This is a genomic window from Streptomyces sp. SYP-A7185 (assembly GCF_046103685.1).
GTDB lineage: Bacteria > Actinomycetota > Actinomycetes > Streptomycetales > Streptomycetaceae > Streptomyces.
Map to the genome: position 1 here is coordinate 2,113,394 of NZ_CP122310.1, position 24,108 is coordinate 2,137,501.

Sequence of the window (24,108 nt, forward strand, 5' to 3'; positions counted from 1 at the left end):
GCTGCTCATCCCAGTCGATCAGAGGTGGCCCCCGGACAGTTAGGCCGAGGGAAAAGCACGTACTTCAGTGTCCCATGTCCGGGGCGGTGCGCCGCCTGGGATGATCACCCAGCGCGGTCACGGAGCCTCTGGTCGGATCCTCCAAGGAGCCGCCCGGACGATCACGCTCCGCTCAGGCGCGCGTGCCGAGCGCGAGAACGATCTCCAGGCCCGTCCCGCGCTCCCTGGCGTACTCCACCGCGTCGGTGAAGACCTCCTGCGCGACGATCCACTCCTGGGGCTCCGCCTCGGCGTACTCCTGCCAGCCGGTGACGACGAGCAGCCGTCCCGGCGCGGCGGGGGCCCAGCCCAGGTCGGTGAGGCAGTCGGCGAGCGCGTCCCAGTTGCGTCCGAACCAGTCGGGCAGCTCCAGGGCGCGGGCGCAGCGGTCCATGAAGGCGGTCTTGTCGCGCACCCCGGCCAGGTCGAGCGTGACCGTGCGCAGCCCCGCGGCGCGTACGGCCGCGAGGACGGGGGCGAGCGGTTCGGGTGCCGGTGGGTCGGGCGTCATCTCAGTACCGCCTTGAAGGACGCGTAGTGGTCGTCCGTGTAGTAGGTCTCGCCGCCGCGCCCGGTGACGATCCGCCGGGCGCCGCGGTCGCGTTCGCCGGGGGTGGGCACGGTGTACTCGAGGTAGTGGCCGCGCCGCTGCTGGGGCAGCTCGCCCTCGAAGTTGCCGAAGACGGAGCCGTCCTTGGCGTACGGGAAGGGCCCGCCGTCGTCGATGAGCCGCAGCGTCCGCCGGGCCTCGGCGGGCAGCCGGTCCACGGGCACGGTGGCCATGCCGTCCGCCCAGACGGGGGTGGAGACGGAAGCGGTGCCCTCCGCCCGCTTCCCGCCGCCGTCCGACGAGCACCCCGCGACGAGGACCGCGCAGCAGACGAGCAGCGCCGCCAGGGCGCGGGGGACGAACCGGGTCAGCATGCGCCCGATGCTGCCACGGCGCCCCGCGAGGGGCGCGGGGAACCACGCGGGCGGCCCCCACACCCCGGCCGCTCAGCCGCCGTCCGGGTCCGCCCGGTCCAGGGCGGGATGCGGGGTGCGCCCCATGACCATCAGCTGGTCGGCGGCGGCCGTGTCCGTCACCAGGCTGGTGACGAGCCCCGAGCGCAGCACGGCGTCGATGGCCGCGGCCTTGCGCTGCCCGCCGGCGATGGCGACGACCTCGGGGATCCGCCGCAGCCGGTCGGCCTCGACCGTGATGCACCGCTCCCCCAGGTCACGCCCGACCCGGCGCCCCTCGGCGTCGAAGAGGTGCGCGGACATCTCGGCGGCCACGCCGAGGGAGGCGTAGTGCGCCCGCTCCTCGTCGCTGAGCATGTCGTGGACGGTGGAGATGCCGGGCTCCCAGGAGCCGATGGAGACGGCGGCGACGGTGACCTTGTCGAAGTACTCGAAGGCCCGCGCGATGCCGGTCTGGTTCCGCAGCGCGGCGGCCGTGGCCGGGTCCGGCAGCAGCATCGGCGCGTAGATGGGGTGCGCCTCGCCGCCGGAGACCTGCGCGGCACGCCGTACGGCCTCGACCGAGCCGCGCTCGGCGGTCCCGGCGTCGTACACGCCCGTCAGCTGCACGACCGTGCACGGCGGCAGCTGGTCGAGGGCGGCGGCCATGTGGATGGTCGAGCGCCCCCACGCCAGGCCGAGCACATCGCCCTCGGTCACCAGTTCGCCGAGGAGATCGGCCGCGACCTCGCCGAGGTTCTCCGGGTCGGGCGACTCCTCGACCTCGTCGGCGGAGGACGGCGACTCGACGACGACCGCGTGCCGCAGGCCGTAGCGGGCCCGCAGCGCGTCCGAGCGCTCCGCGTCCAGCTCGGCGGGCACCCGGATCTCGATCCGCACGAGGTCACGTTCGAGAGCCGTCTCCAGGACCCGGGCCACCTTGAAGCGGCTCACGCCGAACTCCTCGGCGATCTGGATCTTGGACTTGCCCTCGAGATAGAAGCGGCGGGCCATGGCCGCCGCCTGCACCAGCTCCGCGGGTCCCATCCGCATGGCTGACCGGCCGCCCGTCGACACGACGATCTCCTCACTGTCATTTCAAGCAACTGTCGTTCGCGCGTTCGCACACATACGCATTCATACGCATTCGTACGCATGGGTGCGGCTTCGCGCGCATGGCCGCGGCTTCTCGTGCGATGCCGCGGCGCAACCAGGGTTCGCCGTTCATCCTTGCAGATCTGACGTACTTGATCAGCCCTGAAGGACCGCGTTCACGTTCTCGTGGCTCAGTGGCCGCATGCCCATGCCGCCGTGGACGTCGCCCCGGCCGCCTGGGCGCGCAGTGCTTCCACCGCCGCGGCCGGGTCCTCGGCGCCGTACACCGCGGAGCCGGCCACGAAGACGTCGGCGCCGGCCTCGGCGCAGCGCTCGATGGTCGCGGCCGAGACACCGCCGTCGACCTGGAGCCAGAGCTGGAGGCCGTGCTTGCTGATCAGCTCACGGGTGCGGCGGATCTTCGGGAGCATGATGTCGAGGAACGCCTGGCCGCCGAAGCCCGGCTCCACGGTCATGATCAGCAGCATGTCGAGCTCGGGGAGCAGGTCCTCGTACGGCTCGATGGGCGTCGCGGGCTTCAGGGCCATGGAGGCGCGGGCGCCCTGGGCGCGGATCTCCCGGGCCAGGCGGACGGGGGCCGCGGCCGCCTCCGCGTGGAAGGTGACCGATCCGGCGCCCGCCTCGACGTACTGCGGGGCCCAGCGATCGACGTCCTCGATCATCAGATGGCAGTCCAGCGGGGTGTCCGTCGCCCGGGCGAGGGACTCTACGACCGGCACCCCGAGCGTGAGGTTCGGGACGAAGTGGTTGTCCATGACGTCGACATGGAGCCAGTCGGCGCCTTCCACCGCCCTTGCCTCCTCGGCAAGACGGGCGAAATCCGCGGACAGGATGCTGGGGTTGATCTGCACGGCCATGACCCAAGACTGCCATGCCTCGCGCCCGTTGCCCTCCGCGGTCCGCAGCGTGGGCCGACGGACTCCTCTGACCATGGACCGCGTGCCATGCTGGGCGGTCCACCGGCACCACGTGGGGCAGCGGGGGTAGCCATGCCAGACGAACGGTCGGAAGGACGGCGCACGGCGGGCCGCGGAGTGGCCCGGCTCGTGTGCGGGCGGCGCACCAAGTGGCTCGTGGTGCTGTTCTGGCTGGTGGTGATCGTCGCCGCGGCACCACTGGCCCAGAAGCTCACGGACGCCCAGGACAACCAGGCCTCGTCCTGGCTGCCCGGCTCCGCCGAATCCACCCAAGTCCTGGACATCTCCGAGGAGTTCAGGCCCGAACAGATTCCCGCGATCGTCGTGTACGCCCGTGAGGGCGGGCTGACCGTCGCGGACCGGGCGCGGATCGCCGAGGACGTCGGGGAGCTCAAGGAGCTGCGCGCCCACGGCGTGCGGGGCCAGGAGACCCGCGGGCCCGTCTTCGACACGCGGCGGCCCACCGAGGCGCAGGCCGCGCAGGTCTTCGTGCCCATCACCATGGACGAGAAGGGCTGGGAGCGGATCGCGCCCGCCGTCGACTCGATGCGCGAGCGCGTGGGCGAGAGCACGGGTGGCCTTTCGGTGCACGTCACCGGGCCCGGCGGTACGTCGGCGGACTTCTCCGAGGCGTTCGAGGGCATCGACTCGACGCTGCTCCTCGCCGCGGGCGGCATCGTGATCGTGATCCTCCTGGTCACCTACCGCAGCCCGGTCCTGCTGCTCGTGCCGCTGCTCGCGGCGGTCGTCTCGCTGTTCACCGCGCAGGCGCTGATCTATCTCCTGGCGGAGCACGCGGGCCTGACGGTCAACGGCCAGAGCGCGGGCATCCTGACGGTCCTCGTCTTCGGCGCGGGGACGGACTACGCCCTGCTCCTGGTCGCCCGCTACCGCGAGGAGCTGCGCCGCCACGAGGACCGGCACGAGGCCATGCAGCTGGCCCTGCACCGGGCGGGCCCCGCGGTCATCGCCTCGGGGGCCACGGTCGTGGTCAGCATGCTGGTGCTGCTGACCGCCGAGATGAACTCGACGCGGGGCCTGGGGCCGGTGGCCGCCATCGGCGTCGCGGTGGCCCTGCTGGCGATGCTGTCGCTGTTCCCGGCGCTCCTGGTGGTCTGCGGCCGGTGGCTCTTCTGGCCGCTGATCCCGCGCAACGGCTCCGAGGAGCCCACCGAGCGCGGTGTCTGGGCCCGCACGGGCCGCCGCATCGCCCGTCGGCCGCGGCTGACGTGGAGCGTCACCGCGGTGGTGCTCGCGGCGCTGGCGCTCGGCCTGACCCAGCTGCGCGCCGAGGGGCTCAGCAACGCGGACTCGTTCACCGACAAGCCCGACTCGATCGTGGGCCAGGAGGTGCAGGCGGAGTACTTCCCTGCGGGCAGCGGCGACCCGCTGGTGATCGTGGCCGACGCGGACCAGGGCAGGGAGGTCCGCCGCGTCGTCGCGCGGACGCCCGGCGTCGAACCGGCGAGCGTCGTCGTGCCGCCGGGCACGAAGGCGGAGCACGAGGGCCGGGTCCTGTTCGAGGCGACCCCGACCGACCCCTCCGACAGCGAGGCGGCCAAGCAGACCGTGGAGCGGGTGCGGGACGCGGTGCACGCGGTGCCCGACGCGGACGCGCAGGTGGGCGGCGGCACGGCGGCCCTCCTGGACATGGACCACGCGACGGCCCACGACAACAAGCTGGTGATCCCGCTCGTCCTCGTGGTGGTCCTGCTGATCCTCATCGCGCTGCTGCGCGCCCTGATCGCGCCGCTGCTCCTGATCGCGACGGTGGTGCTGTCCTTCTCCGCCGCGCTCGGCATCAGCGCGCTCGCCTTCCGCCACCTCTTCGACTACGCGGGCGAGTCCACGGACTTCCCGCTGTTCGTCTTCGTGTTCCTGGTGGCGCTCGGCATCGACTACAACATCTTCCTGTCGACCCGCATCCGGGAGGAGGCGGGCCGTCAGGGCACCCGTGCGGGCGTCCTGACGGGCCTCGCCGCGACCGGCGCGGTCATCACGTCGGCGGGCCTGGTCCTCGCGGGCACGTTCGCCGCCCTCGGCACGCTCCCGATGGTGGCGTTCGCGGAGATCGGCTTCGCGGTCGCGCTGGGCGTCCTGCTGGACACCTTCGTCGTACGGTCGGTCCTGGTCACCGCACTGTTCCTGGACGTGGGCCCAAAGGTGTGGTGGCCCCACCCACTGAGCAAGGACCCGGCGGCCCGCACGCCCTCGACGGTGGTGGCGGGGACGGGAGCGGACACGGAGGCCGGAGCCGAGTCAGGCAGTCCGCCGGATCAGCGCTAGGTACATCGCGTCCGTGCCGTGCAGATGTGGCCACAGCTGGACGTCGGGGCCTTCGCCCAGTGCCGGGACGTCCGGGATCAGCGGGCGGGCGTCGATGAGCTCGGCGCCCGGGTGCTGCTTGAGCACGTCGTCGACGACGGCACGCGTCTCCGCGAGGTGCGGTGAGCAGGTGGCGTAGCCGACGACGCCTCCCACGCGCACGGACTCCAGGGCGGTGCGCAGCAGCCCCCGTTGGAGCGGGGCGAAGCCGTCCAGGTCCTCCGGGCGGCGGCGCCAGCGGGCCTCGGGGCGGCGGCGCAGGGCGCCGAGTCCCGTGCACGGGACGTCCATCAGGACGCGGTCGAAGGTGCCGGGCTGCCACGGCGGCCGGGTGCCGTCGGCGGCGATGACCTCGTACGGACCCGGGTTGCCGCGCAGGGCCTGCGCGACCAGGCGGGCCCGGTGCGGCTGCTTCTCGGCGGCGAGCAGGGCGGCGCCCCGCCGCGCGGCGAGGCCCGCGAGCATGGCGGCCTTGCCGCCGGGCCCCGCGCATCCGTCCAGCCACCGCTCGTCGCGCCCCTTAACCGGGGCGTTCGCGAGTGCGATGGCGACGAGCTGGCTGCCCTCGTCCTGGACCCCCGCGCGGCCCTCCCGCACGGCCTCGATCGACCCGGGCTCGCCGCCCTCGCTGAGCCGCACGGCGTACGGCGACCAGCGCCCCGGCAGCGCGGACTCCTCGCCCACCGCGTCCAGGAGTTCGTCGGCGGTGGTGCGCCCGGGCCGGGCCACGAGCGTCACCTCGGGGCGCTCGTTGTCGGCTTCCAGGAGGTCCTCGATGCCCGCGCGCCCGCCGCCGAGCGCGTCCCACAGCGCGGAGACGACCCAGCGGGGGTGCGAGTGGACGACGGCGAGATGGTCCTCGGCGTCCTCGTCGTAGGGCGGCGCGACCTTCGCCACCCAGCCGTCGAGATCGTCGGCGGCGACCTTGCGCAGGACCGCGTTGACGAACTTGGCCCGCCCGTCGCCGAGCACCACGCGCGCCAGCTCCACGGAGGCGGAGACGGCGGCGTGCGTCGGGATGCGCGTGCCGAGCAGCTGGTGCACGCCCATGTTCAGGACGTCGAGCACCGGCGGGTCGACCTCGCGCAGCGGCCGGTCGATGCAGGCGGCCACGATCGCGTCGTACGTGCCCTGCCTGCGCAGCGTGCCGTAGACCAGCTCGGTGGCGAGCGCCGCGTCCCGCGCGTCGAAATCGCCCTTCTCACGGGCCTTGCGCAGGAGCGGCGGCAGGACGAGGTTCGCGTAGGCGTCGCGCTCGTCCACGGCCCGCAGCGCCTCGAAGGCGAGGAACCGGACGGGGTCCTTCTTGGGACGGCGGTGGGGCTTGCCGGGCTTGCCGGACGAGCCGGGCTTGCCCTGCTTGTGGGGCCGCCGGCTGGGCTGGTCGTTCAAAGGTGCTCCGCTATTGGATGGGGGCCGAACCTGTTCAGCCTACGTCGGACGCGCCGACCCGCTCGTCCGGGGCGATCCGCACCCCGCGCGCCCAGTCGGCGCCGCGCATCGGCTTCTTGCCCTGCGGCTGGACCCAGAGCAGCTCCACGGCGTGCGAGCCGGTACCGACGTACACGTTGTTCTTGGCGGGCGCGAGCTCGCCGGGGGCCAGGTCCGTGCGGTCGGTGACGAGCGCGGCCTGGATGATCTTCAGCCGCTCGCCGCGGAACACGGTCCAGGCGCCGGGCGCCGGGGTGCAGCCGCGCACCACCCGGTCGACGCGCAGGGCCGGGGCGGCCCAGTCCACCTGGGCGTCCTCGACGGTGATCTTCGGGGCGAGGGTGACGCCGTCGGCGGGCTGCGGCACGGCCTTCAAGGAGCCGTCCTCGATGCCGTCCATGGTGGCGGCGAGCAGCCCGGAGCCCGCGAAGGCGAGGCGGGTGAGCAGGTCGCCGCTGGTGTCGGTGGACCGGACGACCTCGGTGACGGTGCCGTACACCGGACCGGAGTCGAGGCCCTGCTCGATGAGGAAGGTGGAGGCACCGGTGATCTCGTCCCCCGCCATCACGGCGTGCTGCACGGGCGCGGCACCGCGCCAGGCGGGCAGCAGCGAGAAGTGCAGGTTGACCCAGCCGTGGGCCGGGATGTCCAGGGCGACCTTGGGCAGCAGCGCGCCGTAGGCGACGACCGGGCAGCAGTCGGGCGCGATCTCGCGCAGCCGGGCGAGGAAGTCCTCGTCGCGCGGCTTCGCGGGCTTGAGCACCTCGATGCCGGCTTCCTCCGCGCGCTGGGCGACGGGGCTGGCGACGAGCCGGCGGCCACGGCCCGCCGGGGCGTCGGGCCGCGTGACGACGGCGGCCACCTCGTGCCGGTCGGAGGCGATCAGGGCGTCCAGGGCGGGGACGGCGACCTCGGGGGTGCCTGCGAAGACGAGCTTCATCGGTGGCTGTCGGCCTCTCGGAGCGGGAAGATGCGGGAAGCACACCAGTCTAGGAGCCACGCGCAGGGGGCGCGCTCCGCGGGGCCACTCCGCTGCGTGCGGCGCCCTCCGTCTTTCGGGCGCCGTCCCGTGGCCGCCGGGCGCCGCCTCCGCCGGACCGCTCCTGCCGTGTCCGCTCGTGCCGCGTACGGCTCGTCCGGGGGCGTACGGATGGCTGCGCGCCCTGTGCATATGCGCACACGCCCCCGAAGCGTGACCCCACACGTACTAGCGCGTTGGTCAAGAAAGAGTTGACCACAACGGGCCGCGATGGCGGCCCGATCCTTTTCAACGCCGGTTCGAGAGGCTTGTTCATGGCCGACCACGCAACCCACGACGCCCAGGCACGGGCCAGCCTGCACCTCCTGGTTCGGGACATCGAGCGGGTCCGCCGGCAGGTGGACGCACTGCGTACGCTGACCGCCCAGCTCGGCAACGTCTACCGCCCGCGCCGCTCCAGCCCCTCCGCGGGCTTCGTCGTGTACGGGCGCGCCCCCGCCCCGACCGTCCGCCTCGCCCAGGAACTCCGGGACAGCGTGGAGACGCTGGTGACAGCGGCGGTGGACTTCGACCGCTCGCTGGGCTTTTCGTGGGACGCGGTGGGCTCGGCCCTCGGGGTCACCAAGCAGGCGGTGCACCGCCGTTACGGCGCCCGCCGGGCCACGACCCAGGCGGCCGCCGAGGCGGAGCGCGCCACGGAGACGATCCCCTCCCCCGCCGCGTCCGCCCGCCCGCCGGTCCCGGTCGGCGCACCCCTTCCGTCGGTGCCCGCGGCCCGCGCGATGCCGACCCAGCCGACGGCGGGCAGCCCCGCCCTGCGCGAGGACCCCCGCCCGAACCTCTTCCCCGGCCCCCGCAACGGCTGAACCCACCACCAACGCGGCGGCTGCCCCACCACTCCCCCGGTGCGGACAGCCGCCGCCGTCATGCGTGACCCAAGGGGTGCGAGCAACCGCGCCGCCCTTGTACGGGCCCCCGGGTGCGGCCAGCCGCCGCCGCGGACCCGAAGTCAGCCCACCCCCCAGAGCGCGCAGCCGCCATCGCCCTACGCGCAGCCACAGCCAAGCCAGCGCCGCACGTGCAGCCACCGGCACCCCCAGCGCACCCGGAGCCGGCCCCCGCCCCAGCCGTCGTCCAGCAGATCCATCCGGGCCCGCACCGGCCTCCGAGAGCGCGCAGCCGCCATCGCCCTACTTGCGGCCCAAGGCAAGCCAGCGCCGCCGCAGGTGCAGCCACCGGCACCCCCAGCACACCCGGAGCCAGCCCCCGCCCTAGCCGATGTCCAACGGGTCCACCCGGATTCGTACCGGCTCCCCCGCCCCCCGTGCCATCCGCGCGGCCTGTGCCGCCTTCAGGGAAGCGGCCAGTGCCGCTCCGCTTCCCGGCGGTACGCGCACCAGGACCCGCTCCCAGCGCTCCCCGGCCGGCGCGGCCCCGGGCCGGCGGGCGGGGCCCGGTCCGGTTTCCGGCATCGGGACGGGGCCCAACACCGCCGCGTCCGGCGGGAGTTCGGCCGCCGCGAGGAAGCCGGACAGCGCCTCCGAGGTCCCCGCCACGGAGGCCATCCGCGACACCGGCGGGAAGCCCAGCTCGGCCCGCTCGGAGAGCTCCCGCACCGCATGCCCCACGGGATCCCACCGCACGAGGGCCTGCACGGGCCGCAGGGTCGGCTCGGCCACGACCACCACGGTCCCGCCCACCCCCTGGGGCCGCACCAGCGCCGCGGCCGAGATCCACCGCCGCAGCGCCTCCTCCCCGGCCCGCAGATCGGGCCGCCCCAGCATCGCCCACCCGTCGAGCAGCAAGGCCGCGGCATAGCCGCCCTCGGCCACGGGCTCGGCACCCGGCGTACTCACCACCAGGGCAGGTGTCCCGGCCATGGTGTCGAGCACCTGCTCACGCCCCGACGTCCGCACCGGCACCGCGGGGAAGGCCCGCCCCAGCTCCTCGGCCGTACGCCGCGCGCCCACCACCTGCGCCCGGAGCCGGAACCCCCCGCACTCACCGCAGTGCCAGGCGCCTTCCTCCACCCCGCACCAGCCGCACCACAGGCCACCGCCGTCCCGCGCTTCCAGCGGCCCCGCACAGTGCCGGCACCGCGCGGGCTCCCGGCACCTCTCGCACGCGAGCCGGGGCACGTACCCCCGGCGGGGCACCTGGACCAGCACGGGCCCGTGCTTCAGCCCCTCGCGCACCACGTTCCAGGCGAGCGACGGAAGCCGCGCGGCCCGCGCCGCCTCGTCCCGGGCGAGGTCGCCGTCCCCCACGGTCCGCACGAGCGGCGCGGCCCCCCGCACCTGCTCACGGTCGGCGACCAGCGGCGCCGCCCACCCGCTCTCCACCAGCTGCGCCGCCTCGACGGTGCAACTCCAACTCCCCAGCAGAAAACCGCACTTGTCCCGCGAGGCCCGAAGCTCCAGCACCTCCCGCACATGCGGGAAGGGGGCGTTGTCGTCGCTGTGGCTGGCATCGCCGTCGTCCCAGATCACGACGAGCCCGAGATTCCGTACGGGAGCGAACATCGCGGCCCGCGTCCCCACGACGGCCCGCACGGCCCCGCGCCGCACGGACAGCCACTCGCGATACCGCCGCTCCTGCCCCACGTCGGCGGTCAGCAGCGCATGCTGCCCCGCTCCCATCAGCTGGGTCAGCGCGGCGTCGACCCGCGCGGCGGGCCGCCCGGCGGGCACGACCACCAGGGCCCCCCGCCCGGAGGCGAGCGTCGCCTGCACGGCCCTGGCGATCTCCTCGGCCCACTCGGGCCCGGGAAGGGCGGTCCACACGGCCCGGGGAGCACCCCCCGAGGCGAGCGCGCCCAGAAACTCCGTACCGTGTCCGTACCGCCGCCAGGACCCGGCGTCGGGCGCGGCCGGCGGCGGCGGGGTCTCCCCCGCGGCACGCGCCTCGGCCCGCGCGTGGCGGGGCGGAACGGCCAGCTGCAACACGTCGGCGAGGCTGCCCGCGTACCGATCGGCCACGGCCCGGGCAAGGCCCAGCAGCTCCTCGCCGAGCACCGGCTCGGGCGAGACGACCTGCGCCAGGGCGGCCAGAGGCCCGGAGTAGTCGGACTCGGCGACCCGCTCCACGAGGAACCCGTCGATCAGCCCCCCGCCCTCACGCCGCCCGCTGCGCACGTTCCGCGTGCCCGCACCGAACCGCACCCGCACCCGCACCCCGGGCTGGGCCTGCTCGTCCAGCTCCTCGGGCACGGCGTAGTCGAAGTACCGGTCGAGGTGCAGCACGCCCTTGTCGACCAGCACCCGGGCCACGGGCAGGCTCTTCGCCAGCGCGGCTCCCCGCCACGTCCGCGGCTTGGCCCGCGGCACCTCGGCCTTGCGCACCGCTTCCCGAATGAACGCAAGCTGCTCCGGCGGCTCGCCCCCGCCGCCCCCCTCGGATTTCTGATTCTCGCTGCTCACAGCAGCATTCCTACCAGACCCCACTGACACGGCCGCGAGCCCGACGCCCCCGCCGCACGACGAAGCCCGGCGCCCCCACTGGGGGGCACCGGGCCTGGTCAGAACTCGCCGGGCGGGGCGGACTTACAGCCCCGCGGCCTTCCGCAGCGCGTCCACGCGGTCCGTGCGCTCCCACGTGAAGTCGGGGATCGCGCGGCCGAAGTGGCCGTACGCCGCGGTCTGGGCGTAGATCGGGCGGAGCAGGTCGAGGTCGCGGATGATCGCGGCCGGGCGAAGGTCGAAGACCTCGGCGATGGCCGCCTCGATCTTGTCGGTGTCGACCGTGGCCGTGCCGAACGTCTCGACGAACAGGCCCACCGGCTCGGCCTTGCCGATCGCGTACGCGACCTGGACCTCGCAGCGGGCCGCGAGGCCGGCGGCGACGACGTTCTTGGCGACCCAGCGCATCGCGTAGGCGGCCGAGCGGTCGACCTTGGACGGGTCCTTGCCGGAGAAGGCACCGCCGCCGTGGCGGGCCATGCCGCCGTACGTGTCGATGATGATCTTGCGGCCGGTGAGGCCGGCGTCGCCCATCGGGCCGCCGATCTCGAAGCGTCCGGTCGGGTTGACCAGGAGGCGGTAGCCGTCGGTCTCCAGCTTGATGCCGTCCTCGAGGAGGGCCTTCAGCTCGGGCTCGACGACGAACTCGCGGATGTCGGGGGCCAGGAGCGAGTCCAGGTCGATGTCCGACGCGTGCTGCGAGGAGACCACGACGGTGTCGAGGCGGACGGCCTTGTCGCCGTCATACTCGATGGTGACCTGGGTCTTGCCGTCGGGGCGCAGGTACGGGATGGTCCCATTCTTGCGGACCTCGGACAGGCGGCGCGAGAGACGGTGCGCGAGGTGGATCGGGAGCGGCATCAGCTCCGGCGTCTCGTCGCAGGCGTAGCCGAACATCAGGCCCTGGTCGCCCGCGCCCTGCTTGTCGAGCTCGTCCTCATCGCCCTCGACGCGCTGCTCGTACGCCGTGTCGACGCCCTGCGCGATGTCGGGGGACTGCGAGCCGATGGACACCGAGACGCCACAGGAGGCGCCGTCGAAGCCCTTCTTCGAGGAGTCGTAACCGATCTCGAGGATCTTGTCGCGCACCAGCTGCGCGATCGGCGCGTACGCCTTGGTCGTCACCTCGCCGGCCACGTGCACCAGGCCGGTGGTGATCAACGTCTCCACGGCGACCCGGGATTTCGGGTCCTCCCGCAGGAGTGCGTCGAGAATGGTGTCGCTGATCTGGTCAGCGATCTTGTCGGGGTGACCCTCGGTCACAGACTCCGAGGTGAAGAGACGGCGGGACACATCGCTCCCTGTGGTTGCAGCGGCTGCTGGCTGATCATTGGTGGACGGCCGGGAGCTGCGCCCGGCGTCGTCCGAGACCAGTTTATCGGTCGCACTCGGCCGCCGGACCACGTGTCTCGCCACTTGGGAGTGCTGTGACCTGCGGCACTGCATTGTGCGGTACGACGATCGGTCTCCACCAGAGGGCCTCGCGCCCGAATTTCGCGGGTTTGAGGAGCCCCATGCGGCGATTGTGACATTCGAGGGCTGGATTTCCCACGATTCCGCTGGGGTTTCGGCGGCGGGATTTCCCCGGAGATCTTTCCGGACTTTGTCAGTTGTCGCCGCGGCGGGCGCCGTCGCCTCGGCGGGAACCCCCGCGCGGGCGGTCACCGCTGCGGCAGGCGTTCGGCCACGAGATCCCAGACCGTGTCCGCGAGGGCTTCCTTGGGTCCGTACGGCACGGGGGTCTCGCTGCCGTCCGCGCCGAGCACGACCGCCTCGTTCTCCTCGGAGCCGAACGTCTTGCGCTCGCCCACCTCGTTCACCACGAGCAGGTCGCAGCCCTTGCGCTCCAGCTTGGCGCGGCCGTTGGCGAGCACGTCGTCCGTCTCCGCGGCGAAGCCGACGACGATCTGGCCGGGGCGGGGCCGCTCTCCGGAGAGCTCGGCGAGGATGTCGGGGTTGCGGACCAGGGCGATCGGGGGCTGCTCGTGGCCGTCCCTCTTCTTGATCTTCCCGGCCGCGTAGGTCTCCGGACGGAAGTCGGCCACCGCCGCGGCCATGACCACCGCGTCCGCGTCCGCCGCCGCCTTCAGGACCGCCTCGCGGAGCTGGACGGCGGTGCCGACGGGCAGGACGTCGACGCCCGCGGGGTCGGGCAGCGCCGCGTTCGCCGACACGAGCGTGACGCGGGCGCCCCGGGCCGCCGCGCTGCGGGCGAGGGCGTACCCCTGCTTGCCGGAGGAGCGGTTGCCCAGGAAGCGGACGGGGTCGAGCGGCTCGCGCGTGCCGCCCGCGCTGACGACGACGTGCCGCCCGGCGAGGTCTTGGCCCAGGTCGCCGCGGGCCAGGACGCGGCGGACGACCTCGAAGAGCTCGACCGGGTCGGGGAAGCGGCCCTTGCCGGTGTCCACGCCGGTGAGGCGGCCCACGGCGGGCTCGACGACCAGGGCGCCGCGGTGGCGCAGCGTGGCGACGTTCTCCTGGGTGGCCGGGTGCTCCCACATCTCCGTGTGCATCGCGGGTGCGAAGATCACCGGACAGCGGGCGGTGAGGAGCGTGTTCGTCAGGAGGTCGTCGGCGAGGCCGTGAGCGGCCTTCGCCATCATGTCGGCGGTCGCCGGCGCGACGATCACGACGTCGGCGGCCTGGCCGATGCGGACGTGCGGCACCTCGTGCACGGAGTCCCACACCTCGGTCGAGACCGGGTTGCCGGACAGCGCCGACCAGGTGGCCGCGCCCACGAAGTGCAGGGACGACGCGGTCGGCACGACGCGTACGTCATGGCCCGACTCGGTCAGCCGCCGCAGCAGCTCACAGGCCTTGTACGCGGCGATTCCGCCGCTGACCCCCAGAACGACCTTGGGCTTGCCCACCGTGCCTCCCCGCACTCCTGATCCCCGCGGTCGGGGACGTACGACTCCATGACACACCACAGGCCCGGCAGTCGCGCTGCCGGGCCTGTGGTGAAGAACCGCGCAGGAAAAGGAACTGCGCGGGAAGAACTACTGGGCCGGGCCCTCGATGGCCTCGGACGTCAGCAGACCCGCGTTGATCTCGCGGAGCGCGATCGAGAGCGGCTTCTCGTGGACGTGGGTGTCGACCAGCGGGCCGACGTACTCCAGCAGGCCCTCACCGAGCTGCGAGTAGTACGCGTTGATCTGGCGCGCGCGCTTGGCGGCGTAGATCACGAGGCTGTACTTCGAGTCGGTCGCTTCGAGGAGCTCATCAATCGGCGGGTTGATGATGCCCTCGGGCGCGGTGATGGAAGAGGACACTCTCTGCCTTCCGAAGGGGATCGGCCCTCGAATGGAAATTGAAGGTCAATCCGGGTTACTGAGGATGAAGATCAAACAACTTTCATCAAGGCTAGCAGCTCACGCGCCACATCCTCGACGGAGGTATTGACCAGGGTCGTATCGAACTCGGCCTCGGCGGCCAGTTCGATCTTTGCCGCGCCGAGCCTGCGCTCGATCACCTCGGGCGCCTCGGTCCCGCGGCCGGTGAGCCGGCGGACCAGCTCTTCCCAGCTCGGCGGGGCGAGGAAGACCAGCTGGGCCTCGGACATCGACTCGCGGACCAGGCGCGCGCCCTGGAGATCGATCTCCAGGAGGACGGGCTCGCCCGCCTCGAGGCGGCGCAGGACGGCACCGCGCGGGGTGCCGTAGCGGTTGCCCGCGAACTCGGCCCACTCCAGAAGCTCGCCGTTGGCGATCAGCTTGTCCATCTCGTCGTCGGAGACGAAGAAGTAGTGGACGCCGTCCTTCTCGCCGGGGCGCGGCTTCCGGGTGGTGGCCGAGACCGAGAGCCAGACCTCGGGGTGTTCTTTGCGCATATGAGCGACGACCGTGCTCTTGCCGACCCCTGAGGGGCCGGAGAGCACGGTCAGCCGCGGACGTACGTCCGGGGGCACGGGGGTCGTCCCCCGGGATGTTGCAGCCATGCAGCGATTATCCAGGTTCTCAGGAGTGCCTGAGAACGTCAGGCAGCGCCACCGCCGAACTCACGCTCCAAGGAGGCGATCTGGTTGGAGCCGAGACCGCGCACACGGCGGCTTTCGGAGATGCCGAGACGCTCCATGATCTGCTTGGCGCGGACCTTGCCCACGCCCGGCAGGGACTCCAGGAGAGCGGAGACCTTCATCTTGCCGATGACATCGTTCTCCTGTCCCTGCTTGATGACCTCATGGAGCGAGGCGCCGGAGTGCTTGAGTCGATTTTTGACCTCGGCCCGCTCCCGGCGAGCCGCGGCGGCCTTTTCGAGCGCGGCTGCGCGCTGTTCAGGGGTAAGGGGCGGAAGAGCCACGCCTACGTCACCTCGGATGTCGAACTGTCGGATACGGACCGGTGAGGAACCTAGTCGCCCCACACCTGGTGAGCAACGTGCAACGCGCTTGCCCGTTCGCTCTCGTCGGAGACTAGCGGGCATGGCCGCCAGAGTCAGCGAGAACAGACGAAAAGTCCTGGTCAGCCTCTGTCGAGGTGTGCATTTCGGGCATTTCACCCCGGATTTGGCCCGGCGAGCCGTCGGCGAAACCCGGGGACGTGGCCGGACGTGTCCTCCGGCGGCGGAAAAACACCCTCAGGAGGCGGCGACGGCCCCGCGGATCTCGTCCGCGAAGCGGCTCGCGGCGGCCCGCAGACCCGCGATGTCGGGACCGTGACGCAGGACACCCCGGCTGACGCTCGGCACGACGTCGCGCACCGCGGCGCCGAAGACCCCCGGCAGATCGGCCGGCGTGGCCCCCTGCGCCCCGATGCCGGGAGCGAGCAGCGGACCGTTGATCGCCAGGTCGTACGAGGAGAGGTCGCCCAGGGTGGCCCCCACGACGGCGCCGAAGGACCCCAGGGGCTCCGCGCCGGCGTTCTCCGCCGCCAGGTGCCCGAGCATCGTCGCGCCGACCGTGCGGCCGTCCTCGCGCGTCGCGTGCTGCACCTCGGCGCCCTCGGGGTTGGAGGTGAGGGCGAGCACGAAGAGTCCGGTGCCGTTCTCGCGCGCGAGGTCGACGGCCGGCTTCAGCGAGCCGTAGCCGAGGTAGGGCGAGACCGTGAGGGCGTCGGAGAACAGCGGCGAGTCCTTGTGCAGGAAGGTCTCGGCGTACGCGGCCATCGTCGAGCCGATGTCGCCGCGCTTGGCGTCCATGACCACCAGGGCCCCGGCCGCGCGCAGCTCCTGGACGGCCTTCTCCAGGACGGCGGTGCCGCGCGAGCCGAAGCGCTCGAAGAACGCGCTCTGCGGCTTGAAGACCGCCACCGTGCCGGCCAGGGCCTCCACCACGGTCCCGGTGAACTTCTCCAGGCCCGCGACGTCGTCGTTCAAACCCCAGGCGGACAGCAGGGAGGCGTGCGGGTCGATGCCGACGCAGAGGGGGCCGCGCTCATCCATGGCGCGGCGCAGGCGCGTACCGAAGGGTTCGAGTGCACTCATGCGGAAGTCCTTGTGTCGGCGCCGACGGCCTCGGCGAGCGTGGCGTACGGGGAGGAGTTGAGGCGGGCGGCGAGCCCCTTGTGGATCGCGCGGGCCCAGAAGGGTCCCTCGTAGATGAAGGCGCTGTAGCCCTGGACCAGCGTGGCGCCGGCGAGGATGCGCTGCCAGGCGTCCTCGGCGGTCTCGATGCCGCCGACGCCCACGAGCGTGATGCGGTCGCCCACGCGCGCGTAGAGGCGGCGCAGGACCTCCAGGGAGCGCTCCTTGAGGGGCGCCCCGGACAAACCGCCGGTCTCTCCGTACAGCGCGGGGTCGGAGCGCAGACCGAGGCCTTCGCGCGCGATGGTCGTGTTCGTGGCGATGATGCCGTCCAGGCCGAGCTCGACGGCCAGGTCGGCGACCGCGTCGACGTCCTCGTCCGCCAGGTCGGGGGCGATCTTCACCAGGAGCGGCACGCGCCGCCCGGAGACGCTGCGGTCGGCCGCCTCGCGCACGGCGGTCAGCAGCGGCCGCAGCGACTCGGTGGCCTGGAGGTTGCGCAGGCCGGGGGTGTTCGGGGACGACACGTTCACCACGAGGTAGTCGGCGTGGGCGGCGAGCCGCTCGGTCGACTTCACGTAGTCGGCGGCGGCCTCCTCCTCGGGGACGACCTTGGTCTTGCCGATGTTCACGCCCACGACCGTCTTGAAGACGGCCCTGCGGGCGCCCAGGCGCTCGGCCACGGCCGCCGAGCCCTCGTTGTTGAATCCCATGCGGTTGATCAGCGCGCGGTCCTGCACGAGGCGGAAGAGGCGCTTCTTGGGGTTGCCGGGCTGCGGCTCCCCCGTGACGGTGCCGATCTCGATGTGGTCGAAGCCCAGCATCGACATGCCGTCGATCGCCACGGCGTTCTTGTCGAAGCCCGCGGCGAGTCCGAAGGGCCCGTGCATCCGCAGGCCCAGGGCCTCGGTGCGCAGCTCCTTGTGGCGCGGCGCGAGGACGGCGGCGACGAAGGTGCGCAGCACCGGCACGCGGGCCGCGAGCCGGATCCAGCGGAAGGCCGTGTAGTGGGCCTGCTCCGGGTCCATGCGCTTGAAGACGAGGTTGAAGAAGAACTTGTACATGGTCGAGTCCTCGGTGTTCTCACCAGAAGGGGGACACCGGATCGGTGTCCCCCTTGTGGGCTGCTAGTCGCGGGCCGCGGTCAGATGCTCGGCGTGTTCCTGGAGCGAGCGCACGCCCACGTCCCCGCCGTTGAGCGCGTCGATGCCCTGGACGGCGGCGGCGAGCGCCTGGACCGTCGTCAGGCACGGCACGGAGCGGGACACGGCCGCCGTACGGATGTCGTAGCCGTCGAGGCGGCCACCGGTGCCGTACGGGGTGTTGACGATGAGGTCGACCGCGCCGTCGTGGATCAGCTGGACGATCGTCTTCTCGCCGTTCGGGCCCTCGCCCTCGCTCTGCTTGCGCACGATCGTGGCGTTGATGCCGTTGCGCTTGAGCACCTCGGCCGTGCCGGACGTGGCGAGCAGCTCGAAGCCGTGCGCGACCAGTTCGCGCGCCGGGAAGATCATCGAGCGCTTGTCGCGGTTGGCCACCGAGATGAAGGCGCGGCCCTTGGTCGGCAGCGGGCCATAAGCGCCGGCCTGCGACTTGGCGTAGGCCGTGCCGAACACCGAGTCGATGCCCATGACCTCGCCCGTGGAGCGCATCTCCGGGCCGAGGACGGTGTCGACGCCGCGCCCGTGGATGTCGCGGAAGCGCGACCACGGCATGACGGCTTCCTTGACCGAGATCGGCGCGTCCATCGGCAGCGTGCCGCCGTCGCCGGTGGCCGGGAGCATGCCCTCGGCGCGCAGCTCGGCGACGGTCGCGCCGAGCGAGATGCGCGCGGCGGCCTTGGCCAGCGGCACCGCGGTCGCCTTCGAGGTGAAGGGGACGGTGCGCGAGGCGCGCGGGTTGGCCTCCAGGACGTAGAGGATGTCCCCGGCCATCGCGAACTGGATGTTGATGAGCCCGCGCACGCCGACGCCCTTGGCGATGCCCTCCGTGGAGGCGCGCAGGCGCTTGATGTCGTGGCCGCCGAGGGTGATCGGGGGCAGGGCGCACGCCGAGTCGCCGGAGTGGATGCCGGCTTCCTCGATGTGCTCCATGACGCCGCCGAGGTAGAGCTCCTCGCCGTCGTAGAGCGCGTCGACGTCGATCTCGATCGCGTCGTCGAGGAAGCGGTCGACGAGCACCGGCCGCGAGGGGCTGATCTCGGTCGACTCCTCGATGTACGCGGACAGGCGCGTCTCGTCGTACACGATCTCCATGCCGCGGCCGCCGAGCACGTACGACGGGCGCACGAGGACGGGGTAGCCGATCTCGTCGGCGATGGCCTTGGCCTCGGCGAAGGTGGTCGCGGTGCCGTGCTTGGGCGCGGGCAGACCGGCCTCGGCGAGCACGCGGCCGAAGGCGCCGCGGTCCTCGGCGGCGTGGATGGCCTCGGGCGAGGTGCCCACGACCGGCACGCCGTTGTCCTTCAGCGCCTGCGCGAGGCCGAGCGGGGTCTGGCCGCCGAGCTGGACGATGACGCCCGCGATCGGTCCGGCCTGCGCCTCGACGTTGACGATCTCCAGGACGTCCTCGAGCGTCAGCGGCTCGAAGTACAGGCGGTCGGAGGTGTCGTAGTCCGTGGAGACGGTCTCGGGGTTGCAGTTGACCATCACGGTCTCGTAGCCCGCGTCGCTGAGCGCGAAGGAGGCGTGGACGCAGGAGTAGTCGAACTCGATGCCCTGGCCGATGCGGTTGGGGCCCGAGCCCAGGATGATGACCGCGGGCTTCTCGCGCTCGGCGACCTCGTTCTCCTCGTCGTACGAGGAGTAGAAGTACGGCGTCTTCGCGGCGAACTCGGCGGCGCAGGTGTCGACCGTCTTGTAGACCGGGCGCACGCCGAGCGCGTGGCGCACCTCGCGCACGACGTCCTCGCGCAGGCCGCGGATCTCGGCGATCTGGTGGTCGGAGAAGCCGTGCCGCTTGGCCTCGGCGAGCAGGTCGGCGTCCAGGCGCTCGGCGGCGGTCAGCTCGTCCGCGATCTCCTTGATCAGGAAGAGCTGGTCGACGAACCACGGGTCGATCTTCGTGTACTCGAAGACCTCCTCGGGCGTCGCGCCGGCGCGGATGGCCTGCATGACGGAGTTGATGCGGCCGTCGGTCGGCCGGACGGCCTGCGCGAGGAGCTCGGCCTTGTCGCCGGGCTCGCCCACGAAGGTGAACTGCGAGCCCTTCTTCTCCAGGGAGCGCAGCGCCTTCTGGAGCGCCTCGGTGAAGTTGCGGCCGATGGCCATGGCCTCGCCGACCGACTTCATGGTGGTCGTCAGGGTCGAGTCCGCCGAGGGGAACTTCTCGAAGGCGAACCGCGGGGCCTTGACCACCACGTAGTCGAGGGTCGGCTCGAAGGAGGCCGGGGTCTTCTCGGTGATGTCGTTCGGGATCTCGTCCAGCGTGTAGCCGACGGCCAGCTTCGCGGCGATCTTCGCGATCGGGAATCCGGTGGCCTTCGACGCGAGCGCGGAGGACCGCGAGACGCGCGGGTTCATCTCGATGACGATGACCCGGCCGTCCGTCGGGTCGATGGCGAACTGGATGTTGCAGCCGCCGGTGTCGACGCCGACCTCGCGGATGATCGCGATGCCGATGTCCCGCAGGGTCTGGTACTCGCGGTCGGTCAGCGTCATCGCGGGCGCGACGGTGATCGAGTCGCCGGTGTGGACGCCCATCGGGTCGAAGTTCTCGATGGAGCAGACGACCACGACGTTGTCGTTCTTGTCGCGCATCAGCTCCAGCTCGTACTCCTTCCAGCCGAGGATGGACTCCTCCAGGAGCACCTCGGTGGTCGGCGAGAGCGTGAGGCCCTGTCCGGCGATGCGGCGCAACTCCTCCTCGTCGTGCGCGAAGCCGGAACCGGCGCCGCCCATGGTGAAGGAGGGGCGCACGACGACGGGGTAGCCGCCGAGCTCCTCGACGCCCTTGAGGACGTCGTCCATGGAGTGGCAGATGTACGAGCGGGCGGACTCGCCGTGCCCGATCTTCTTCTTGACCTCTTCGACGACGCCCTTGAAGAGGTCGCGGTCCTCGCCCTTGTTGATCGCCTCGACGTTGGCGCCGATGAGCTCGACGCCGTACTTCTCCAGGACGCCCTGCTCGTGCATGGAGATCGCGGTGTTGAGCGCGGTCTGGCCGCCGAGGGTGGGCAGGAGCGCGTCGGGGCGCTCCTTGGCGATGATCTTCTCGACGAACTCGGGGGTGATCGGCTCGACGTAGGTCGCGTCGGCGATCTCCGGGTCGGTCATGATCGTCGCCGGGTTCGAGTTCACCAGGATGACGCGCAGGCCCTCGGCCTTGAGCACGCGGCAGGCCTGGGTGCCGGAGTAGTCGAACTCCGCTGCCTGGCCGATGACGATCGGGCCGGAGCCGATGACCAGGACGGACTGGATATCGGTGCGCTTAGGCACGCTGGGCTCCTTCTGCGGTCATCAGGGATACGAAGCGGTCGAAGAGGTACGCGGCGTCGTGCGGGCCGGCGGCCGCCTCGGGGTGGTACTGGACGCTGAACGCGGGCTGGTCGAGGAGCTGGAGCCCCTCCACCACCTGGTCGTTGAGGCACACGTGGGAGACCTCGGCGCGGCCGTAGGGGGTGTCGGAGACCTGGTCGAGGGGCGCGTCGACGGCGAAGCCGTGGTTGTGCGCGGTGACCTCGACCTTGCCGGTAGTGCGGTCCTGCACGGGCTGGTTGATGCCGCGGTGGCCGTACTTCAGCTTGTACGTGCCGAAGCCGAGCGCCCGGCCGAGGATCTGGTTGCCGAAGCAGATGCCGAAGAGCGGGGTCTTGCGCTCCAGGACGCCCTTGACCACGGTCAGGTCCACGGTCGAGGGGTCGCCGGGGCCGTTCGACAGGAAGAAGCCGTCGGGGTTGACCGCGTACACGTCCTCCAGCGTCGCCGTGGCGGGCAGCACGTGCACCTCGATGCCGCGCTCGGCCATGCGCTGCGGGGTCATGCCCTTGATGCCGAGGTCGAGCGCGGCCACGGTGAACTTCTTCTCGCCGATGGCCGGGACGACGTACGACTCGGTGGTGGCGACCTCGGTGGACAGGCTCGCGCCCACCATCTGCGGGGCCTCCTTGACGCGAGCGAGCAGCGCCGCGTCGTCCGCGACGGCGTCCCCGGAGAAGATCCCGACGCGCATCGCGCCGCTCTCGCGCAGGTGGCGGGTGAGGGCGCGCGTGTCGATGCCGCTGATGCCGACGACGCCCTGATCGACCAGTTCCTCGTCGAGCGTGCGCTGGGAGCGCCAGTTGGAGGGCACGCGCGCGGGGTCGCGCACGACGTAACCGGAGACCCAGATCTTCTTCGACTCGGGGTCCTCGTCGTTCACGCCCGTGTTGCCGACGTGCGGGGCCGTCATGACGACGACCTGCCGGTGGTACGAGGGGTCGGTGAGGGTCTCCTGGTAGCCGGTCATGCCGGTGGAGAACACCGCTTCGCCGAAGGTCTCCCCCACGGCCCCGTAGGCGCGGCCGCGGAAGATGCGGCCGTCCTCCAGGACGAGTACGGCGGGAGACGCCCCCTTCCTCTGCGAGGCAGTCCCCTGCTTGGAGGTTGTCATCGTGCGGTGCCTTCCGTCGTGCTGGTCTTGTTGATCATGTTGTTGATGGCCTCGACCCAGTCCGCCTGCTCGGCCGCGTGGTCCGAGCGGAAGCCCGAGTCGAGCAGCTTCTCGCCGTGCTCCCAGGTGACGATCAGCAGACCGCCCTCCGCGAGGACCTTTCCGGCGATGCCCTTGTCGAGCCGGGCCTCGCGCAGCTGTGCGGCCGGGATGAAGAAGTCGGCAGATCCGGGGCGTACGACGTCCAGACCCGCGTCGGTGAGCGTCAGCTCGACGCGGCTGCGGGTACCGAGGCCGTGCGCCACGATGCGGTCGAGCCACTGCCCTGCCGTGGTCGAGCCGTGGTAGCGACCGCTCAGCTCAAGTCTGGCCGGGCCCGGCTCGCTCGGCGCGGCGGGCAGCTCGGGCAGGTCGCCCTGGAGCGTGCCGCGCCACTTCCAGCCCTCGCGCATCAGCCAGTAGACGAGCGCGATGAAGAGCAGCAGTCCGACGACCCAGCCCGCGCGGGCGGCCCAGTCGGTCACCTCCGCCGATTCCTTCTCGGCGGCCAGTTCCAGAAGAGATGTCACGCGAGCTTCCCGTCGACGAGCGTGGCGCGGCCCCGCAGCCACGTGTGCGTCACGCGGCCGGGCAGCTCACGGCCCTCGTAGGGGGTGTTGCCGCTGCGCGAGGCGAAGCCCGCGGGGTCCACGACACCACGGTAATCGGGATCGACGAGCGTGAGGTTCGCGGGCTCACCTGCCGAGACGGGGCGGCCGTGGCCGGTGGCCCGCCCGATCTCCGCGGGCTTGACGGACATCCGGTCCGCGACGGCGGCCCAGGTCAGCAGGCCCGTCTCGACCATCGTCCGCTGGACGACGGAGAGCGCGGTCTCCAGGCCCACCATGCCCATGGCGGCCGCGGCCCACTCGCAGTCCTTGTCCTCGTGCGGGTGCGGGGCGTGGTCGGTGGCGACGATGTCGATCGTGCCGTCGGCCAGGGCCTCGCGCAGCGCCATGACGTCGCGCTCGGTGCGCAGCGGCGGGTTGACCTTGTAGACCGGGTTGTACGTCCGGACCATCTCGTCGGTCAGGAGGAGGTGGTGCGGGGTGACCTCGGCGGTCACGTCGATGCCGCGCGACTTCGCCCAGCGCACGATCTCCACCGATCCTGCGGTCGAGAGGTGGCAGATGTGCACCCGCGAGCCCACGTGCTCGGCGAGCAGCACGTCCCGCGCGATGATCGACTCCTCGGCGACGGCCGGCCAGCCGCCCAGGCCCAGCTCGGCGGAGACGACGCCCTCGTTCATCTGGGCGCCCTCGGTGAGGCGGGGCTCCTGCGCGTGCTGGGCGACGACGCCGCCGAAGGCCTTCACGTACTCCAGGGCGCGGCGCATGATCACCGCGTCGTCGACGCACTTGCCGTCGTCGGAGAAGACGGTGACGCCGGCCGCGGACTCGTGCATGGCGCCGAGCTCGGCGAGCTTCTTGCCCTCCAGGCCGACGGTGACGGCGCCGATCGGCTGCACGTCGGCGTATCCGCCTTCCTGGCCGAGGCGGTAGACCTGCTCGACGACGCCGGCGGTGTCGGCGACGGGGAAGGTGTTGGCCATGGCGAACACGGCGGTGTAGCCGCCGGACGCGGCGGCCTGCGTACCGGTCAGGACGGTCTCGGAGTCCTCGCGGCCGGGCTCGCGCAGGTGGGTGTGCAGGTCGACGAGGCCGGGCAGCAGGATCTTGCCGTCGGCCTCGACGACCTCGGCGCCCTCGGCGCTCAGGCCGGTGCCGACCTCGACGATCGTCTCGCCGTCGATCAGGACGTCCTGGGGCTCGCCGCCGAGGACCTTCGCACCACGGATCAGGGTCTTGCTCAT

Annotated in this window: 20 protein-coding genes; 2 read left to right on the plus strand and 18 right to left on the minus strand. The window is 72.2% G+C overall.

The window, feature by feature from the left end; genetic code table 11:
- Window positions 1-172: 172 nt before the first annotated feature.
- The 4 genes from QBL25_RS09115 to rpe form a co-directional block, all read right to left on the minus strand.
- Window positions 173-550, minus strand: coding sequence for a barstar family protein (locus QBL25_RS09115; protein ID WP_409056515.1), 378 nt, complete (start codon window positions 548-550; stop codon window positions 173-175).
- Complete coding sequence (locus tag QBL25_RS09120) at window positions 547-963, minus strand: ribonuclease domain-containing protein (protein ID WP_409056516.1); 417 nt, start codon at window positions 961-963, stop codon at window positions 547-549. The genes QBL25_RS09115 and QBL25_RS09120 overlap by 4 nt, the downstream gene beginning before the upstream one ends.
- A 72-nt stretch (window positions 964-1,035) precedes the next feature.
- Complete coding sequence (locus QBL25_RS09125) at window positions 1,036-2,034, minus strand: sugar-binding transcriptional regulator (protein WP_409062589.1); 999 nt, start codon at window positions 2,032-2,034, stop codon at window positions 1,036-1,038.
- A 233-nt stretch (window positions 2,035-2,267) separates the two neighbouring features.
- Window positions 2,268-2,954, minus strand: coding sequence for a ribulose-phosphate 3-epimerase (gene rpe / locus QBL25_RS09130; protein ID WP_409056517.1), 687 nt, complete (start codon window positions 2,952-2,954; stop codon window positions 2,268-2,270).
- Window positions 2,955-3,086: 132 nt separating this feature from the next.
- Here rpe and QBL25_RS09135 point away from each other — a divergent pair, with 132 nt between their 5' ends.
- A complete protein-coding gene (locus tag QBL25_RS09135; RefSeq protein WP_409056518.1) occupies window positions 3,087-5,300 on the plus strand; it encodes an MMPL family transporter in 2,214 nt (737 codons plus the stop codon).
- Here QBL25_RS09135 and QBL25_RS09140 read toward each other — a convergent pair.
- Window positions 5,274-6,731 (minus strand): RsmB/NOP family class I SAM-dependent RNA methyltransferase, encoded by a 1,458-nt coding sequence (locus QBL25_RS09140; protein WP_409056519.1) that lies wholly within the window; start codon window positions 6,729-6,731, stop codon window positions 5,274-5,276. The two genes, QBL25_RS09135 and QBL25_RS09140, sit on opposite strands and share 27 nt — an antisense overlap.
- Window positions 6,732-6,765: 34 nt before the next feature.
- A complete protein-coding gene (gene fmt, locus QBL25_RS09145; protein ID WP_409056520.1) occupies window positions 6,766-7,710 on the minus strand; it encodes a methionyl-tRNA formyltransferase in 945 nt (314 codons plus the stop codon).
- A gap of 353 nt (window positions 7,711-8,063) precedes the next feature.
- Here fmt and QBL25_RS09150 point away from each other — a divergent pair, with 353 nt between their 5' ends.
- The gene (locus QBL25_RS09150) at window positions 8,064-8,615 is read left to right on the plus strand and encodes a hypothetical protein (protein ID WP_409056521.1); all 552 of its coding nucleotides are present in this window, start codon (window positions 8,064-8,066) and stop codon (window positions 8,613-8,615) included.
- Window positions 8,616-9,020: 405 nt separating this feature from the next.
- Here QBL25_RS09150 and QBL25_RS09155 read toward each other — a convergent pair whose 3' ends face one another.
- The 12 genes from QBL25_RS09155 to QBL25_RS09210 form a co-directional block, all read right to left on the minus strand.
- The gene (locus QBL25_RS09155; protein WP_409056522.1) at window positions 9,021-11,168 is read right to left on the minus strand and encodes a primosomal protein N'; all 2,148 of its coding nucleotides are present in this window, start codon (window positions 11,166-11,168) and stop codon (window positions 9,021-9,023) included.
- Window positions 11,169-11,291: 123 nt separating this feature from the next.
- A complete protein-coding gene (gene metK, locus QBL25_RS09160) occupies window positions 11,292-12,500 on the minus strand; it encodes a methionine adenosyltransferase (RefSeq protein ID WP_409056523.1) in 1,209 nt (402 codons plus the stop codon).
- 368 nt (window positions 12,501-12,868) lie between these two features.
- Window positions 12,869-14,077 carry a bifunctional phosphopantothenoylcysteine decarboxylase/phosphopantothenate--cysteine ligase CoaBC gene (gene coaBC, locus QBL25_RS09165; protein ID WP_409056524.1) on the minus strand — a complete coding sequence of 403 codons (1,209 nt, stop codon included), beginning with the start codon at window positions 14,075-14,077 and terminating at the stop codon, window positions 12,869-12,871.
- A 129-nt stretch (window positions 14,078-14,206) separates the two neighbouring features.
- Entirely contained in the window at window positions 14,207-14,479 is a 273-nt protein-coding gene (rpoZ, locus tag QBL25_RS09170) for a DNA-directed RNA polymerase subunit omega (RefSeq protein WP_005319902.1), read from the minus strand.
- A 71-nt stretch (window positions 14,480-14,550) separates the two neighbouring features.
- On the minus strand, window positions 14,551-15,144 hold the full coding sequence (gene gmk / locus QBL25_RS09175; RefSeq protein ID WP_409056525.1) for a guanylate kinase: 594 nt from the start codon (window positions 15,142-15,144) through the stop codon (window positions 14,551-14,553).
- Window positions 15,145-15,182: 38 nt separating this feature from the next.
- On the minus strand, window positions 15,183-15,506 hold the full coding sequence (locus QBL25_RS09180; RefSeq protein ID WP_005319887.1) for an integration host factor: 324 nt from the start codon (window positions 15,504-15,506) through the stop codon (window positions 15,183-15,185).
- A 276-nt stretch (window positions 15,507-15,782) separates the two neighbouring features.
- On the minus strand, window positions 15,783-16,628 hold the full coding sequence (gene pyrF / locus QBL25_RS09185; protein ID WP_409056526.1) for an orotidine-5'-phosphate decarboxylase: 846 nt from the start codon (window positions 16,626-16,628) through the stop codon (window positions 15,783-15,785).
- Complete coding sequence (locus QBL25_RS09190; protein ID WP_409056527.1) at window positions 16,625-17,731, minus strand: quinone-dependent dihydroorotate dehydrogenase; 1,107 nt, start codon at window positions 17,729-17,731, stop codon at window positions 16,625-16,627. Before QBL25_RS09190 ends, pyrF begins: the two co-directional genes overlap by 4 nt.
- Before the next feature lie 63 nt (window positions 17,732-17,794).
- The gene (carB, locus tag QBL25_RS09195; RefSeq protein WP_409056528.1) at window positions 17,795-21,103 is read right to left on the minus strand and encodes a carbamoyl-phosphate synthase large subunit; all 3,309 of its coding nucleotides are present in this window, start codon (window positions 21,101-21,103) and stop codon (window positions 17,795-17,797) included.
- The gene (carA, locus tag QBL25_RS09200; protein ID WP_409056529.1) at window positions 21,096-22,256 is read right to left on the minus strand and encodes a glutamine-hydrolyzing carbamoyl-phosphate synthase small subunit; all 1,161 of its coding nucleotides are present in this window, start codon (window positions 22,254-22,256) and stop codon (window positions 21,096-21,098) included. Before carA ends, carB begins: the two co-directional genes overlap by 8 nt.
- Entirely contained in the window at window positions 22,253-22,825 is a 573-nt protein-coding gene (locus QBL25_RS09205) for a hypothetical protein (protein WP_409056530.1), read from the minus strand. Before QBL25_RS09205 ends, carA begins: the two co-directional genes overlap by 4 nt.
- Window positions 22,822-24,108, minus strand: coding sequence for a dihydroorotase (locus QBL25_RS09210; RefSeq protein WP_409056531.1), 1,287 nt, complete (start codon window positions 24,106-24,108; stop codon window positions 22,822-22,824). The genes QBL25_RS09205 and QBL25_RS09210 overlap by 4 nt, the downstream gene beginning before the upstream one ends.